This window comes from Paenibacillus sp. ACRRY (assembly GCF_022346995.1).
Lineage (GTDB): Bacteria > Bacillota > Bacilli > Paenibacillales > Paenibacillaceae > Paenibacillus.
Window position 1 is genome coordinate 20698 of sequence record NZ_JAKRNM010000016.1, and the last position, 17204, is coordinate 37901.

Annotated in this window: 13 protein-coding genes and 2 tRNA genes; 11 read left to right on the forward strand and 4 right to left on the reverse strand. The window is 45.8% G+C overall.

From position 1 onward, the window contains the following. Positions 1 to 106 precede the first annotated feature (106 nt). The gene (asnB, locus tag MH144_RS28210) at positions 107 to 1951 is read right to left on the reverse strand and encodes an asparagine synthase (glutamine-hydrolyzing) (RefSeq protein ID WP_239305547.1); all 1845 of its coding nucleotides are present in this window, start codon (positions 1949 to 1951) and stop codon (positions 107 to 109) included. Positions 1952 to 2143: 192 nt separating this feature from the next. Between asnB and MH144_RS28215 the strand changes: the two genes are divergently transcribed. The 3 genes from MH144_RS28215 (at position 2144) to MH144_RS30900 (ending at position 3019) form a co-directional block, all read left to right on the forward strand. After that, positions 2144 to 2443 carry a hypothetical protein gene (locus MH144_RS28215; RefSeq protein ID WP_239305548.1) on the forward strand — a complete coding sequence of 100 codons (300 nt, stop codon included), beginning with the start codon at positions 2144 to 2146 and terminating at the stop codon, positions 2441 to 2443. A gap of 20 nt (positions 2444 to 2463) precedes the next feature. Next, complete coding sequence (locus tag MH144_RS28220; protein ID WP_239305549.1) at positions 2464 to 2820, forward strand: hypothetical protein; 357 nt, start codon at positions 2464 to 2466, stop codon at positions 2818 to 2820. Positions 2821 to 2890: 70 nt separating this feature from the next. Further along, a complete protein-coding gene (locus tag MH144_RS30900) occupies positions 2891 to 3019 on the forward strand; it encodes a hypothetical protein (RefSeq protein WP_255248063.1) in 129 nt (42 codons plus the stop codon). Positions 3020 to 3097: 78 nt separating this feature from the next. Here MH144_RS30900 and MH144_RS28225 read toward each other — a convergent pair whose 3' ends face one another. Further along, positions 3098 to 3391, reverse strand: a complete 294-nt coding sequence (locus MH144_RS28225) for a magnetosome magnetite crystal formation protein family (protein ID WP_239305550.1) — start codon at positions 3389 to 3391, stop codon at positions 3098 to 3100. A gap of 288 nt (positions 3392 to 3679) precedes the next feature. Between MH144_RS28225 and MH144_RS28230 the strand changes: the two genes are divergently transcribed. The 3 genes from MH144_RS28230 to MH144_RS28245 all read left to right on the forward strand — a co-directional run bounded on the left by MH144_RS28230 (position 3680) and on the right by MH144_RS28245 (position 9193). Beyond that, positions 3680 to 3753 (forward strand) — tRNA-Arg (locus MH144_RS28230). A gap of 310 nt (positions 3754 to 4063) precedes the next feature. Next, on the forward strand, positions 4064 to 4837 hold the full coding sequence (locus MH144_RS28235) for a class I SAM-dependent methyltransferase (protein ID WP_239305551.1): 774 nt from the start codon (positions 4064 to 4066) through the stop codon (positions 4835 to 4837). A gap of 381 nt (positions 4838 to 5218) precedes the next feature. After that, positions 5219 to 9193: a S8 family serine peptidase gene (locus MH144_RS28245; protein ID WP_275440347.1), complete on the forward strand. Its 3975-nt coding sequence runs from the start codon at positions 5219 to 5221 to the stop codon at positions 9191 to 9193. 302 nt (positions 9194 to 9495) lie between these two features. Here MH144_RS28245 and MH144_RS28250 read toward each other — a convergent pair whose 3' ends face one another. Beyond that, entirely contained in the window at positions 9496 to 10734 is a 1239-nt protein-coding gene (locus tag MH144_RS28250) for a CynX/NimT family MFS transporter (RefSeq protein ID WP_239305552.1), read from the reverse strand. Positions 10735 to 10890: 156 nt separating this feature from the next. Then, a tRNA-Arg gene (locus tag MH144_RS28255) sits at positions 10891 to 10964 on the reverse strand. A 325-nt stretch (positions 10965 to 11289) separates the two neighbouring features. Here MH144_RS28255 and MH144_RS28260 point away from each other — a divergent pair. The 5 genes from MH144_RS28260 to ispG all read left to right on the forward strand — a co-directional run bounded on the left by MH144_RS28260 (position 11290) and on the right by ispG (position 17062). Beyond that, a complete protein-coding gene (locus MH144_RS28260; protein ID WP_239305553.1) occupies positions 11290 to 12132 on the forward strand; it encodes a hypothetical protein in 843 nt (280 codons plus the stop codon). A gap of 135 nt (positions 12133 to 12267) precedes the next feature. Beyond that, a complete protein-coding gene (gene tig / locus MH144_RS28265; RefSeq protein WP_239305554.1) occupies positions 12268 to 13608 on the forward strand; it encodes a trigger factor in 1341 nt (446 codons plus the stop codon). A gap of 378 nt (positions 13609 to 13986) precedes the next feature. Continuing rightward, positions 13987 to 14577 carry an ATP-dependent Clp endopeptidase proteolytic subunit ClpP gene (clpP, locus tag MH144_RS28270; RefSeq protein ID WP_091001992.1) on the forward strand — a complete coding sequence of 197 codons (591 nt, stop codon included), beginning with the start codon at positions 13987 to 13989 and terminating at the stop codon, positions 14575 to 14577. A gap of 12 nt (positions 14578 to 14589) precedes the next feature. Beyond that, positions 14590 to 15843, forward strand: coding sequence for an ATP-dependent protease ATP-binding subunit ClpX (gene clpX, locus MH144_RS28275; RefSeq protein ID WP_095293292.1), 1254 nt, complete (start codon positions 14590 to 14592; stop codon positions 15841 to 15843). 121 nt (positions 15844 to 15964) lie between these two features. Next, positions 15965 to 17062, forward strand: a complete 1098-nt coding sequence (ispG, locus tag MH144_RS28280; protein ID WP_239305555.1) for a flavodoxin-dependent (E)-4-hydroxy-3-methylbut-2-enyl-diphosphate synthase — start codon at positions 15965 to 15967, stop codon at positions 17060 to 17062. The last annotated feature ends 142 nt before the right edge of the window (positions 17063 to 17204 follow it).

The window sequence follows — 17204 nt, forward strand, 5'->3', positions numbered from 1 at the left end:
ATTATGCTTATGACTAAGAGTAAGATGCGATAATGAATATAGAGGGGTGCCAGGTGCATGCATAAATGCTGTTCACCTGGTACCCCTCTTTTTAAACTACATTCTTTTAACGAATGGCAACTTTATATGTGCGCAACCAGGAATTAATCTGTGTCAAGTAAGCAAACAGCTGAGGACCGGACATGAGCTGCCCAAACCAGGGCAGATTAGACGAAGCATCAGGTGAAGAAGCCAGTTTGCGGATTTGTGCCTTGTCAATCAAAGGCAGAATTGGCGAAGATGCATCATCAAGGATATCCAGCACCTGCTGCTTAACGGCAGCCAAATACGCTGGATTATGTGTTTTGGGATAAGGACTCTTTTTCCGATATAAAACATCGTCAGGCAATACACCCTCTAACGCTTTTCGCAAGATCCCCTTCTCACGGCCGCCCGTTATTTTCATTTCCCAGGGAATGTTAAACACATATTGAATCAGGCGATGATCACAGTAAGGAACTCGAACTTCGAGCCCGGCCCCCATACTCATCCTGTCCTTACGATCAAGTAGAGTAGGCATGAATCGGGTGATGTTCAAATAGGACATGACACGCATTTGTGCTGCCTTTCCGGTCTCCCCGTCCAGTAAAGGAACCTCAGCCACAGCATCCGAATACCGGTCGGCAAGATAGTCCAGTGGTCTGATCCACTCTCGAATGTCTGCTGATAACAACCCTGCACGCATGTCAGGTGCTACCGACCAAGGAAACGTTCCCGAATTCAGCATCTCGTCCCGATGGAACCAGGGATACCCTCCAAACACTTCATCGGCTGCCTCTCCCGAGATCGCGACGGTGGCCCCTTTCTTGATTTCCTTACAGAACAGATAGAGAGAAGAGTCTACATCGGCCATCCCGGGCAAATCTCGAACTAACATGGCCTGATTCAAGGCATGAACCAACTCTCCATTCTCAATCTCGATCCAGTGATGATCTGTCTTGAGTTCATCTACCATACGCTGGATCCAGGGTCCATCTGCACCAGGCTGGAACGAGTGCGCCTGAAAGTGCTTGGCGTTATCCACGTAGTCCACCGAATACGTACTGACTTGACCTTGACCCGTTCGGTTGTAATAGTCTACGGCCAGTGCAGACAAGGCACTGGAGTCGAGGCCTCCTGAAAGAAGGGAACACACAGGAACATCTGAAGCGAGCTGACGCTCGAGCGTATCTTGCAGCAGACGCCGTACCTCGGCTGCAGTTTCATCCAGATCATGCTCATGAGGCTGGCTTTCCAGCTTCCAATAAGCGTAGGTTCGGATTCCATTCCGGTTGAAGATGAGCGCATGAGCTGGTTTGAGTTCATTCAACGAGGAATAGACACCGTGTCCAGGTGTCCTAGCCGGACCTACGATAAATACTTCTGCCAGGCCCTCGGGACCAACAGCAGCTTCGACATCGGGGTGATGCAAAAGGGATTTGGGTTCGGAGCCGAATACGAGAGCGTCTTTTGCATTGCTGTAAAACAATGGTTTGACGCCAAGGCGGTCACGTGCCATGAAGACCTGTTCGCGTCCTCCATCCCAGATGGCAAAAGCAAAAATACCATTAAAACGGTCTACACATGCCGGTCCCCATTCGATATAAGAGGCGAGCAAAACTTCCGTATCACATTGAGTACGGAAATGGTGCCCCCGTTGAAGCAGCTCTTTTTTCAATTCGGGTGCATTGTATAGTTCTCCGTTATACACGACGGTATAGGAGGTGTCTCCCTGTAACGCATGCATGGGCTGAGCGCCGTTTTCCGGGTCCATTACGCTGAGCCGGCGATGTCCAAATGCACAAGGATTGGAGATCCATGTACCTGAAGCGTCGGGCCCCCGGTTCGACAAACTGTCCGTCATTCGGAGCAGCAGTTCCGATTCCTGGGTCAAATCCCGATTCCACTGTATGAAGCCGGTTATACCGCACATGGTTGTTCATCCTTTCTTAGTCGAGTCGTTGATCCTGTGGAGTGTTGCATGGCATGGAGCCAGCAAATGTTGTCTTTTTCGTCAGAAGTCGTAACAAATATATGCCGAAAGCAGGCATAAAATGTCTGTCCTCTTCGGAAACTATATCTAGGAACAACGGCCTCAGCATGCCTGTGAAGGAGAGAATGGACTGTGGACAAAACAACCTATTATGTTTCTGTGGGTGGACGTTCCGTTTTGCAGGATCAGCACGCAGCTGCTTATGAATGGGTTATTCAGGCGACACCTCAGGAAGTAGACCATCTAATGGGACTCCTCAACCTGATGCAGGAAAAAGAGGAAGAGGCCTTTCCAGGAATGGTATTCCCGTGGCCGGATACACCTGAAGAATCGGTGAATCGGGCATATGAAGCTGCTTTACAGCAGGTGTATCAAGAGATTTACCGTTTGGGAACACCGGAGACAAGACGAGAGATCGAACAAAGTACATGAAATGATAAGGAGCGATAACAATGTATGCAATTCAGGATGCCAAGATCCGCAGATTAACCGAGGTGGATGGATTGTCTTGTGCAGAAGTGGAGGTACAACCAGCAAATGCAGGCGATCCTTCTTTATTAGTATATGTAGCGGCAACTCAGCCTGGAAGCACATTGGAAGTGGTTAGGATTGTACGCAACCATTCAGATGCTGTTCTTGATTGGTACAACAACAATATGCACACTGCCTTTGAGGATGCAACGGAGACAGCGTTTGAGAACAGCGAAGGTGTAACCGCAGGAGAAGATAAAGCCCGGTTCCAAAGTGAATTATTTGCGTTTGGGCTCCTCGGTCCAACCCTTCAACGTTACTTAGTTGGTCAGACGTAATCATCTTCCAGCATGGATAAAGGAGCTAACCCGGAGCATACTACAACCAAGTTCCGGGGAGGTGATAGCAATGGCTTCCAAGTTCAAGAAAAACAAAGGAAACCTTTACGCGCATCATACCGAGTTTGCCGGGGAAGTGCTCGCCGTTAACAGCAAGCGTCCTACGCTTAGAAATCCATGGCGTAAGGGAAACAAGTAACCGGAATGAAGAACCCGCCGTTTTATTTGGAAACGGCGGGTTTCTGCATGTAATCTGATGGTAGGGACGGTGTAAAAGTCAGGCATACTCACGAAGGACTTGAATTCCTTTGACGATATTGTAAATAAAGCTTAATCCATAAATGACAAAGAACAGAATGACATAGCCGATCGCGCCACCGATGCTCTGGGAGGTAACGAAGAAGTAAAAGAGTGGAATGGCAGCGAGAAACGGGAATACGTGTGAAAACAAGGCCCGTTTGGCATGTCCCTCAATATAGGTGTCTCGCGCAACAATCCAAATGATAATCGGGAACAGAAAAGGAGCGAAGAAAATACTGAAATAGGATAAGGCGGACAAAAGCTGTCTCATAACAATTCTCTCCTTCTTTGAATGAATTCAGGTGTAAAGGTATGTATGCAAAAGATTACCCAGCCACACTGACAATGAATAGTTTATGTCCTGTATGGGGTATTAACCCTGCCATCAACAATATTGCCTGCGAATCAAGATCATATTCGATCGGTTGAGCAGCGTATGAAATTATACGTAAATGAATGTAACGGGATGCAACTTATTAATTTTTTTATAAAAGTATTGAAAAATATAGAAAACCGAGTATAATAGAAATCGCGCCAAAAATTTTATTTATACATACTTGTCTCAGTAGCTCAGCAGGATAGAGCAACGGCCTTCTAAGCCGTCGGTCGGGGGTTCGAATCCCTCCTGGGACGTTCAAGAAAGCTTCCTTTGGGAAGCTTTTTTACGTTCGGGGGATGAGAACCCCGGTGGTTCGTCGGAGCATAAGCATCGAGAGGATTACTTCGCAGTCTCGACTAGAAGGAGAGTATCCCTCCTGGGACGTTCAAGAAAGCTTCCTTTGGGAAGCTTTTTTTACGTTCGGGGGATGAGAACCCCGGTGGTTCGTCGGGGCATAAGATACATATAGGTTTTACCTATGGATGAAATAGAAACTATATATTTTAATAATAATTTCAGGTGTGCCACAATAACCTTATCAATACGAAAGCGACGGTGGTATCGATGAAATCAATCAACCAATGGCAGGCAGATGAGTATGATCACAAATTGGCATTTGTATCGGGTTACGGAAAAAGTTTGATTTCATGGCTTCAACCTCAAAAGGGAGAACATATTCTTGATTTAGGCTGTGGGACGGGTGATTTGACGCATGAAATTGCCTCGTCACATGCGAAGGTGGTTGGCATGGATGCCTCTCCGGACATGATACAACGGGCGAGAAAGAAGTTCCCTGTACTCGAATTTGTGGAAGGGGACGGACATCATTTCAAGGTAAGCAAACCCTATGATGCAATCTTCTCCAATGCGGCGCTGCATTGGATGAAGAACCCTGAACTTGTCGTAGAAAGCATATGGAATGCACTAAAGCCTGGCGGACGTCTGGTGGTGGAGTTTGGTGGAAAGGGGAACGTTCAGACCATAGTAAATGCACTGGAGACAGTGCTCGAACAAAAAACAGGAATCCATGCTGCAGATCGCAATCCCTGGTATTTTCCAACAATCGGTGAATACAGCTCCCTTTTGGAAGAGAAGGGGTTTCTGGTTCGACAGGCCTATCATTACGATCGTCCTACCCAACTTCAAGATGGGGAAAAGGGTATAGAGGGGTGGTTAGCTCATTTTGGAGGGGACTATTTTGATGGTCTGAGTAAGGAACAGATCGAGGGGATTTGCCTTGAAACGAGTAAAATAGTATTACCCAAGCTCTGGAAAGAGGATGCCATCTATGCGGATTATAAGCGTTTGCGAGTGGAGGCTGTAAAACCTGATAAGTAAAATGTAGTGTATTATGTGCTTTGTTAAATGATTTTCAAATGGTCGTTACTCTTTAAAGTTTGTATCTTGCAGGGATCACGGTTCTCATACTTAAATGAGGATTGTGGTCTTTTTTCCTATGAACTATTTCAAAATTCAATATCTCCATCGACAAATAAATACAAATTCATTATTTTCCTCTTACTCAAGAACCATATAAGTAATTTTTATATCATATCTGTAATTATTTAGAAGGAAAATGCGATATTTTAGTTGAATAATTTACCAAGGGTCAATCTTCTTGCCGAAAGGATGGTGAGGGTACTCAAGTATTGCAGTACTTGTTCAGGCGAGGTCCCAGCGATTAGTGAGGTATTCATATTACGAAGGAGGGGCATAGCCTTGAATAAACGATTGATATCCATGTTATTAAGTGTCCTTATGGTCTTTTCCATCATTATGCCTGCGGCTGGAGCCGCTCCAGCAGAAGTACAGCTTGACAGGAATTTGCCTACCAAGGCTGAAGCCGAACAGTGGAGAGAGATCCTCGACCAGCGGGAAGAGAAGCTTGCCGCAGAACCTTATTTGGATCAGAGGCTGGAAGGTCTCGGTGGAAAGAAAACAAGAGTGATCGTTGAACTCTCAAACAAACCCGTAGCTGTAGCGCAAGGCGAATCAACCCTCTTAGGAAAGTCATTTACCTCCTCTATGGAAACAAATGCTGTGACGAAGGTCGAACAACAACAACAGTCATTTGTACATAGCCTCACTCAGAACAAAATCAATCACGAAGTATTGGAAAATTACGCATACGCCCTGAATGGTGTAGCCATTGAAGTGAATGGTAGCCAAATGGGGCAATTGCTTCGCATACCAGGTGTAGTCAGTGTGTATCCTGACCTTGAAATCTCGTTAACGCCAGAGAACGATGAAGTTAATCCCTATATGAAGGACACAGCTCCGTTTATTGGTGCCCCGGAAGTATGGGATCTGGGATACAAAGGAAATGGTATCAAAGTCGGCGTTATTGATACAGGGATTGATTACGAGCACCCTAATCTGATCGAAGGTTATAAGGGTGGATGGGATTTTGTTGATAACGATGAAGATCCTTACGAAGCAACAAGAGAAGAGTGGAAAGGTTCTGGACAGCCCGAGTTTAACGAAAGAGGCAGTTCCTACTATACATCCCACGGTACTCACGTAGCAGGAACGATTGCCGCTCGTGAAGCTGGAGATTATGGGGTTATTGGTATTGCTCCTGAAGCTGAAATCTATGCTTACCGCGTATTAGGACCTTATGGTAGCGGGCAGACAGCTTGGGTACTGGGCGGAATTGATCGCTCGGTTAAAGATGGTATGGACATCATCAATCTCTCGCTGGGGAATACAGCAAATGATCCAAGTTACATTACTTCGGTTGCCCTCAATAATGCCATGCTATCAGGTGTGACTGCAGTGGTAGCAAGTGGTAACGAAGGCCCGAACCGTTACACCCTAGGTTCTCCAGGAGCATCGGCTATGGCAATCACGGTCGGCAACTCTACGGGGCCTAGTCAGATGATCACAGCCGACACACATTTTTGGATCGGTGAGGATGATGAAGGCACACTACCTGAAGAATTGCCGGCACCTGAGATCGAGCAATCACCTGAACTTGGAGTAGCACCAGGAACTGAAGCTCAAGAAACTCCAGAGCAAGAAACTCCAGAGCAAGACATTCCTGCTAGCACACCAGATGAAGAAGAGCCAACCGTTGAAAAGCCTGAATCAGCAGGCGAGGATACGTTGCCACAAGTAGAGCAAGCAGAGATTGCATCGGAAACAACACAAGATACAACTATTGCGATTACGGAAGAAGCAGCACCTACTGAAGAGGAGGAAGTCGCAGCTCCAACTGAAACGAACAGCAATCCACTAACCGTCACTGAGTCGGTCTATCGTCTGGATGTGATGGGCTGGAATCTAGCGGAAGATCCGGAAACGGTACTGAATGGACAATATGATTTGGTCTACTCAGGTTTGGGCAAACCAACTGATTTTGAAGGGAAAGATATGAATGGCAAGGTTGCTTTTATCCAGCGCGGGGAGCTGGCTTTTGTTGATAAGATAGCCAATGCAAAAGCGGCTGGGGCGATTGCGGTTATTGTCTACAATAACATTCCTGGGCCAGTTGGCGTTAGTCTAGGTGATGATTTTGAATTTATCCCTACCCTCAGCATGAGCAAGGAAGATGGAGAAGCTATCAAGGCACAGCTCGACGCTGGTCAAGGCGTTGAAGTTAGCTTCAGCGATTTCGTCAAAGACATGACAGAGGGAGATGAGATGAACTCGTCAAGTTCCCGGGGACCAGCCAAGGTAACACTGGACATTAAACCTGACATCGTTGCACCGGGAACTAGCATCCTGTCAACCATTCCTGCGTATGGCAAGGATGAGCCTGAAGCGGATTACGATCAAGCGTATGGACGAAAATCGGGAACAAGCATGGCGACTCCGCATGTAGCCGGGCTGATAGCATTGCTGATCGAAAAACATCCGGATTGGACACCTTTCGATATCAAAGTTGCACTTATGAACAATGCCAAGGTATTGAATACAGAGAACTATGATGTGTTCGATCAAGGCGCAGGGCGTATACAGGCAACAGAGACGATTGATCCTGAGACTTTCGTTAAAGTCATGGATGTTACGAAATATACTGAAAACGGCGAGGCAGTAGAAAAGGAAAACGTTACGGGCAGTGTCAATTTTGGAAACTTCCTGAGTACAGACGAAAAAACGGTCAGCAGAACGCTCAAAGTACAGTCACTAAAAGGGACAGGCGGGGAATATTCCGTATCCGTTAATCCTACTCGCACCATTAATGGTGTCTCGGTTTCCGTTGATAAGACGTCCTTCGAATTGAATGGTGAAGAAGAGGTAGCGGTGACGATTACGGTTCCAAAAGGCGTGACTACTGTAGGAGAAGCCCAGGGGTATATTGAATTCAGTCATGGAGCGAAAACGTACAGCTTACCGTACGTGGCTCACTTCAATGTTACTGAATCCGGCGTGAAATACATTGAAACGAAGTATGGTAATGAGACAAATCCATTCCATTATCCATTGAAGGAAGATGGCACGCTGGATACGTTGAATGTGGCGATGGAATTCCATAACCCAATGAACTTTGCGTTGATCGAAATTTTCAATGGACTTGACATGGATGGTGGTCCTTACCAGGACGGGTACATTGGAAGTATCTTTGGGAATTACTATAACTTCAATGCCAATACCCGTTATAACTTGGCCTGGACCGGAAATTACTTGGATTACGCTACAGAAGAAGCAACGAAAATTCCAGATGGTTTGTACACCGTTGATATCACAACTATAGGTACAGACGGCAAAACGTACGTAGAAGATACTCCTCCTTTCTTGGTGAAAACAGAAGCACCGGTGGTCACTGCTCCAGAGAAGCTGGAATTTAAAAACGATGAGTCTGCAACTATTAACGGAAACGTGGAAGACTTGTACTTCGTTGTTGCTCCTGCGCTCCAAGAAGGGTGGAACATTGAGTTTGACCCTGCAGCATCCCTCGAAGCATCATATGTTGTGAAAAAACAGGATGATTCGATTGTTAAAGAGGGCGACTTTGAAATACAACAGGATGGTAGCTTTGGTCTTGCTTTAGAGGACATTGAATCCGGCGAATATGTCGTCGAACTGACGGTGAAGGACCAACAAGGGCTTTCAGGTACAACCAACACGTTGTTGAGCTTGGAATCTACGGAGCCTGAACCGGAGACTCCGGCTACCAGAGCACCTGCTACACCTGTCCTTTCTCACAATAATGGACATGCTAATGGTCTGCTCGGTGGCTCCTATACCGTCAGCATGAACTTATGGTGGGGCGAAAATGCAACCAGCTATAAACTTTATGAAGATGGAGTATTGATAGATACGCAGAAGTTGACATACAATGCGCCTATGGCACAGTTTGCTCAGACGGAGGTTACAGGAAAAACGAATGGCACATATACGTATGTAGCTGAGCTAACGAATGACAAAGGGACAACACGGAGTCAAAGGCTGACTGTTCGGGTTACCAATGCATCTCCGGGCAAGGCAGTGCTTTCTCAGGACAATTGGGATGGCGATGGTAATTATAAGGTCACCATGAACTTATGGTGGGGTACCAACGCTACGGAGTACCGCCTTTACGAAAATGATCAGTTAATTGATACCCAAGCACTCAGTGCGGCTACACCTTATGCGCAAAGTGCAGTCAGTACGATATCTGGACGCTCTTCAGGCACGTATAAGTATCGTGCCGAGTTAAGTAATTCAGCTGGTATTACCAGTACCGAAACGATTACTGTAAAGGTCAAGTAAGTTCAATTATAAGATTCATGTAAGATAGCAGGCTTAATAAACTATCTATACACGTTAAGTGAAGTATTTGTTTAAAACTTTGTTCTTTCTCTTAGGAGGCCTTCATCCTTATTTAATAGGGTGAAGGCCTCTTGTTTTGGAGTTTTTAATAAACTGTAGGTTACCTAAAGTGTTTATTCTGATTAACAACACTGCATATACATGTTGATATAAAAGACTCCCCTTACGGTGACTGGTGTTTTATCCTGTCATCACAAGGAGAGCAAAATTCAAAAATATCTATACATCGAATCAAATTTTTTTTATTTTGAATCACCAATCAATCGATTTTTACTGGCCATGATGCCTGTAATCAGCAATACGATGGCGAGTGCAACCTGCAAAAGCAATGGAATGGTCCAGCCATGCGTCCAGTCATGAATTAGTCCGAACAACAAGGGGCCTCCAGCTGCCAGCATATACCCGAACGATTGAGCCATTCCCGATAATCCTGCTGCTTGTCTCGCGTCTGAAGTCCGAAGTACGAAGAACATCGTTACCAGGCCGAATGAAGCTCCCCCACCAATACCAGCGAGAACCACTCCAACAGTAACCAGTGATGAGATACCGCTTAAGAGGAACGCATACCCCAAGATGAGGCACGTACAGGTGATGGCTGTCAGTACGCGTTGATCCTTCATTCGTCCAGCCAGAATAGGGATAACAAACGTCACTGGAACGCTGACCATTTGCATCATGGATAACATCAATCCTGCAGAAGAAGGGTTAAAACCCTGAGTAGACAAAATCTCGGGCAGCCAGGTGATGGTTGAGTAAAAAATCAACGACTGCAATCCCATAAACAGCGTGATATACCAAGCGAGTGAAGATGAGCGAAGGCGCACAGGCTTCTCGGTTTTCCGGGATGCAACATAGACTTCTCCGCGACGTCCGTTACGAACGTGAGGCAGCCACAAGATAAGAGCCAGAATGGAGAGCACAGCCCACATTCCAAGTGAAGCATGCCAACCCATGGAGGTGTATCCTGCTGCAGGAACGCTAATTCCCGAGGCAATGGCACCCCATATATTCATGGATACGGAGTATAGACCAGTAACCATTCCTACGCGTAAGGGAAAATCCCGTTTAATCAAACTGGGGAGTAACACGTTACTCAGTGCGATTCCGCATCCGAGGATGGCTGTGCCTGCAAAAAGTGCAGGAACTGATGGCAAGAAACGCAGTGCAATACCAAATGTTACAATAATGATAGCGGTCAGCAATGCTGCTTCCAAACCGAATCGTTTTGCCAGCTGCGGGGCAAAGGGAGAGATTGCCGCAAAAGCAAGCAGTGGCAGTGAAGTGAGTAATCCCGCCATGGTATGACTTATCCCTGTATCGGCACGGATTAAATCAACGATAGGCCCTGCCGCTGTAATGGGTGATCGCATCGTGGCTGCGATCAGGATGATGCCTGTAAGGAGAAGTCCGAGTTTCACGGACGCTGTAGAGTTATCCGCAACTGCATGATCAGGCGAATGTTGATGTAAAGAGGATGGCATAGGTAAATCTCCTGTTATTTATTTTTTCTAATATGTATACTTTGATACATACGTATACCATCAAGCATAACATTCGATGTCAACATCGGGCAATGAAGTTGGATGAATATATCCCCAGAACGCAAAAAAGCTTCCCGAAGGAAGCTTTTCTTAGTACGTCCCAGAAGGGATTCGAACCCCCGACCGACGGCTTAGAAGGCCGTTGCTCTATCCAGCTGAGCTACTGAGACATGAAATTTTTCAAGCAAAAATGATTTTATCATAAATAATGATGAATATCAAACATTTTATTTAAATAACTTTTTCGTATATGATATTTGGCGGCAGGTGACGTTTTTTTCATTATATTTAAGGTTATGTTAGAATATCAGGAGAACTCAGAAAATAGATCACTTTCGTTTAATATACATCTATTTATGGTTGATTCCGACTGGAGATTGAGGATATAGAGGAGGTGCTCCTATCAAGGAATCCACGACCCCGGAAAACGAGCACAGTAACAATATTGTTCTGTTTCCTAAGACGCTGGACTATTACCAGATTCAATTAACGGTCATGCTTGAAAATGAGCGATATGGTGAAGCCATGAAGCTGCTCCGCTTCTTGCTGCAATGTCAGGGACAGGAAGAACGCCATTATGACGAATGGCGGGCTTTGCTGGAGTGGCTTGAAGCTGCGTTCCCTCATTACGCGGAAGATTCCTCTATTGCCCCAGATATACATGAAGAAGAGGAAATCAGTGAGGAGGATATGGCGCGTCAGCACGCCAGGTCCAAGCTGGAGCAGGACCAAGGATACGCGGATAAGCTGCTTCGCACTGTAATGGAAGAACCGCTATCCGAACAAACGATGCTTGCATTGGAGCAGCTCGCCTATCTTGAACTTCCGGAGATCGATGAGGCACTCAGCAGCTGGTTAACCGATAAATCTCTTCATCCACTGCTGCAGTTCCGGGTATTGCAAACCTTGCGACGTCGGGGTACGCAGGGCTTCATCACGTTCACAAGAGGGGAAGAGCAGGTTGAAGTGGAGATCGATACGGTCCCTCTGCGTCCGGAGGATTTTCCGCTTCAGATCGTGCGCATTCTCGAGCGAGTGGCCGATCAGACAGAAGTTCACGAACCGACACTCTTTTATTTTGCACAGGAACTGTGGATCCAGTTTGTCATGGCGGTGTATGGAACACGTGACTACGATTCCATGCTGGAAGAAAATGATTCCATGACAGATATATGGGCAGCAGCACTACATATGACCGTTGCAGACAGCCTGGGTGGCTCCCACGACGAAGAAGATACCCGTTCAATGTATGCTGTAACTGGAGCGATGCGCTTCCGTCTGGAGCAGGCATATCGTTCGATGAAGCAGTTTGTTTCTGCAGGTTTGGGGGGCCAATAAGGGCCGGAAACGTTTACCTCAAACCGCATCAAGGGATTCCCCTTGAAAAAGAATGTAATCTTGTTTATACTAAAATGGTTATTTTGTACGTGATCGCCTACGTGAACATGTGAATTTTGGAGGGGAAAGTATACAATGAAAGCAACTTGGGAAAAGATAGAGAAGAACCTTGGGGTTCTTGAAGTTGAAGTTGGTGCAGATCGTGTAACTGCAGCACTCGACAAAGCTTTTAATAAAGTAGTAAAACAAGCGAACGTGCCTGGATTCCGTAAAGGTAAAGTGCCACGTCCAATCTTCGAAGCTCGTTTCGGTGTAGAAAGCTTGTACCAAGAAGCAATCGACATTTTGCTTCCTGAAGCTTACACAGAAGCAATCGACCAAACGGATATTTTCCCGGTAGATCGTCCGGATGTAGATATCGAACAATTCGCTAAAGGACAAGCATTCAAGTTCAAAGCGAAAGTAACTGTGAAACCTGAAGTTACCCTGGGTGACTACAAAGGAATCGAAGTTGCTGTAGCTAAAGGCGAAGTAACAGACGCAGAAGTAACTGAAGAGCTTGAGCGTCTTCAACAACGTCACGCTGAACTCGTTGTAATCGACGAAGGTTCTGCACAAAACGGTGACGTTGCAGTTATCGACTTCGATGGTTCCGTTGATGGCGTACCATTCGAAGGTGGACAAGCTGAGCGTTATTCCTTGGAACTGGGTTCCAACACATTCATCCCAGGATTTGAAGAGCAAGTTGTGGGTCTGTCCACAGGCGACTTCAAAGACGTTGAAGTAACTTTCCCAGAGAGCTACCATGCAGCAGAACTTGCTGGCAAACAAGCGGTATTCAAAGTGAAAGTACACGAAATCAAACGCAAACAACTGCCAGAACTGGATGATGAGTTTGCAAAAGATGTCAGCGAATTTGACACTCTGGAAGAGTACAAAGCTGATCTGAAAACACAACTCGACTCCCGCAAAGCAGATGAGTTCAAAGCAGCTCAAGAAAATGCGGTAGTAGAAAAAGTAGCAGAAAATGCTGAAGTGGACATCCCTTCTGCAATGGTTGACAGCGAAGTACAAAACATGATGCGTGATTTTGACAACCGCCTGCGCAACCAAGGCATGAACTTGGAAATGTTCCTGAGCTTCTCCGGTCAAACACAAGCTGACCTGAGAGGACAAATGCAAGAAGATGCTTCCAAACGTGTTCGCAACAACCTGGTTCTCGAAGCTGTAGGTAAAGCGGAAAACATCGAAGTATCTGATGAAGAAGTGAACCAAGAACTCGAAAAAATGGCTGAATCCTACAAGCGTCCTGCTGATGAGATTCGTGGCATTCTGGAGAGCAATGGTTCCCTCGACAGCCTTCGCGATGAAGTTAAACTGCGCAAAACGATCGATGTTCTCGTTGAGAACAGCAAAGTTGTAGAGCCAGTTGAAGCTCCTGCTGAAGAAGCTGCTGCAGAATCTGACGAAAAATAAGACAAGCTGTGAGGCAACAAACAGCTGAATAAAGGATAAGGCACGTGAATCATTGCGTGCCTTATTTTTAAATTATGGCATCCATTTTATAGATGATTCAGTAATAATATGGATGGTTATAATGTTGGATAGGGTTATACCGCTTCAAGCATCCTATGTACTTCATGCAAATAAAATAAAGGTTAAACGGCATAGGATTCCTTCGATTTGCACATACATAGAAAACATGGTTAAATATGATCAGGCTGAAAAGTAAACTAACTTATGCTTGACACTACTTGTGAAAAATGACATTGTCACAGGAACGTGTTAGAATGAATTTGGGTTTGCTTTACAGGTAGCCTATGTCTAATTACATGTAGAAAAGAGGTTGGTCTCATGAGTCTGGTGCCAATGGTTGTGGAACAAACCAATCGAGGCGAACGGTCTTACGATATATATTCGCGTTTGCTGAAGGATCGCATCATTTTTCTAACCAGTGCGATTGATGACGATGTAGCCAATCTTGTCATAGCACAGCTTTTATTTTTGGCAGCCGACGATCCTGAAAAGGATATCAGCTTGTACATTAATTCACCTGGTGGTTCTGTCACCGCAGGGATGGGTATATACGATACGATGCAGTATATCAAGCCGGATGTATCTACCATTTGCGTAGGGATGGCAGCAAGCATGGGTTCGTTGTTGTTAACGGCCGGTGCCCCTGGTAAACGATATGCGCTGACCAATAGCGAAGTGATGATTCACCAACCGCTTGGCGGCGTTCAAGGACAGGCTGCGGATATTAAAATCCACGCCGAATGGATTATTAAAACACGTCAGAAACTGAATCAAATATACGTCGATCGTACAGGTCAGCCCCTTGAGAAAATTGAGCGGGACACGGACCGTGACTTTTTCATGAGTGCGGAAGAAGCCAAAGCGTACGGCATTATTGACCAGGTGCTCAGCAGACCGATCAATTCCTAAAGGGGTGGTTTCATGTTTAAATTTAACGATGAGAAAGGGCAACTGAAATGCTCTTTTTGCGGTAAATCTCAAGAACAGGTGCGCAAGCTGGTCGCTGGACCAGGCGTGTACATTTGTGACGAATGTATCGAACTTTGCACCGAAATCGTTGAGGAAGAGCTCGGTCATGACGAAGAACTGGACCTCAAAGATATACCGAAACCAAAAGAAATCCGCGATATTCTGGATCAATACGTAATTGGACAGGATCAAGCGAAGAAGTCTCTGTCTGTAGCGGTTTACAATCACTACAAACGTATTAATACTCAAAGCAAGATTGAGGACGTTGAATTGCAAAAGAGTAACATTTTGCTTCTCGGACCTACAGGTTCCGGTAAAACGTTGCTTGCGCAAACCATGGCTAAAATCCTCAATGTTCCTTTTGCTATTGCTGACGCGACTTCATTGACTGAAGCCGGTTATGTGGGTGAAGACGTAGAGAACATTCTGCTCAAGCTCATTCAAGCTGCTGACTATGATGTGGAAAAAGCAGAGCGCGGTATCATTTATATCGATGAAATTGATAAAGTAGCCCGCAAATCCGAGAATCCGTCCATTACACGTGACGTATCGGGTGAAGGGGTACAACAAGCTTTGCTGAAAATCCTGGAAGGCACGGTTGCTTCTGTACCGCCACAAGGTGGCCGTAAGCATCCTCATCAGGAATTTATCCAAATTGATACAACAAATATCCTGTTCATTTGTGGTGGTGCCTTTGATGGTCTCGAGCAAATGATCAAACGCCGGATCGGTAAAAAAGTCATTGGCTTCAATACCGTTGCGGAACAAAAAGACCTTAAACCGGGTGAGTACCTGGGTATGGTCCTTCCGGAAGACTTGCTGAAATTCGGTCTGATTCCGGAATTTGTAGGCCGTCTCCCAGTAATCTCCACTTTGGAGCCACTGGATGAAGATACACTGGTACGGATTCTTTCCGAACCGAAAAACGCGCTGACCAAGCAATATCAAAAATTGCTTGAACTGGACAATGTGAATCTGGTGTTTGAACCAGGTGCATTGCTTGCGATTGCGAAAGAAGCAATCAAACGTAACACAGGTGCGCGGGGATTGCGTGCCATCATTGAGGGGATCATGCTTGAAATCATGTATGAAGTACCTTCACGTGAAGATGTTACGAACTGTGTGATTACCGAAGAAGTCGTTGAGAAAAGAGTCGTGCCTGAACTTGGCCAATCGAAGGACGATAAGCAGGAAGAAAGTGCCTAACTGAAGGCGGAATTCCTGCTCAGCTCTGAAATATAGACTTGTCAGTTCTCCACTTTGGCAGAAGGCGAATTCATGTCTCTGTCAGGGTGGAGCTTTGACGTTGTGGGGAGAGAAATCACTCATGTATTTAAGACAAGATACACGTCCCGTAAAAGTAGGGAATATAACGATTGGTGGCAGTAACGAAGTCATTATTCAAAGTATGTGTACTACAAAAACGGCAGACGTTGAGGCTACCGTTGCAGAAATTCTGCGACTGGAAGAAGCAGGATGCCAAATAGTACGTGTAACCGTAAATAATGAGGAAGCTGCTGCAGCCATTAAGGAAATCAAGAAACGCATCAACATTCCGCTTGTGGCAGATATTCACTTTAACTATAAATTGGCTCTTCTTGCGATAGAGAACGGCATCGATAAAGTCCGGATCAATCCAGGCAACATCGGTAAACGTGCTAAAGTGGAAGAAGTCGTGAAAGCATGTAAGGAACGTGGTATACCCATTCGGATCGGGGTTAACGCGGGTTCACTGGAAAATCATTTGCTTGAGAAGTACGGATATCCAACAGCTGATGCTATGGTAGAAAGTGCATTGTATCACATTGGTATTCTGGAAGAACTCGATTTCCATGATATTATCGTTTCACTGAAAGCATCGGACGTACCGATGGCGATTGAAGCGTATTCCAAGGCGGCTCAGATCATTAAATATCCGTTGCACTTGGGAATTACGGAAGCGGGTACTCTGTTCTCGGGTACAATTAAGAGCTCGGCAGGTATGGGTGCTCTGCTCTCCATGGGTATTGGTTCAACAATGCGGATCTCGCTCAGCGCAGACCCGGTAGAAGAAATCAAGGTTGCACGCGATTTGCTCAAAACCTTTGGGCTCATTTCGAATGCCGCCACGTTGATTTCCTGCCCAACTTGCGGTCGTCTGGACATTGATCTCTTCTCTATTGCCAACGAGGTGGAAGAGTATATCTCCAAACTCAAGGTGCCAATTAAGGTGTCTGTACTGGGATGTGCGGTGAATGGTCCAGGTGAGGCGAAAGAAGCGGATATCGGGATTGCCGGTGCCCGTGGAGAAGGTCTCTTGTTCCGTCACGGTAAGATGATCCGTAAAGTGCCTGAAGAAATCATGGTAGAGGAATTAAAAAAGGAAATCGATAAAATCGTCGAAACCTATGAAACAACAGGAGTAATTCCTGGTCGCTCGCACTGATTGATTCATATATGCTTAGCAGAGAGCCCGTCAGCAATGGCGGGCTCTTGGTGTCTTAACATCCATAAATTCTGACTGGACCGTTTACCTGTTGGTGAAACGGCTATACTACCATGTATTAGTATGATTCCGTAGGGAACAG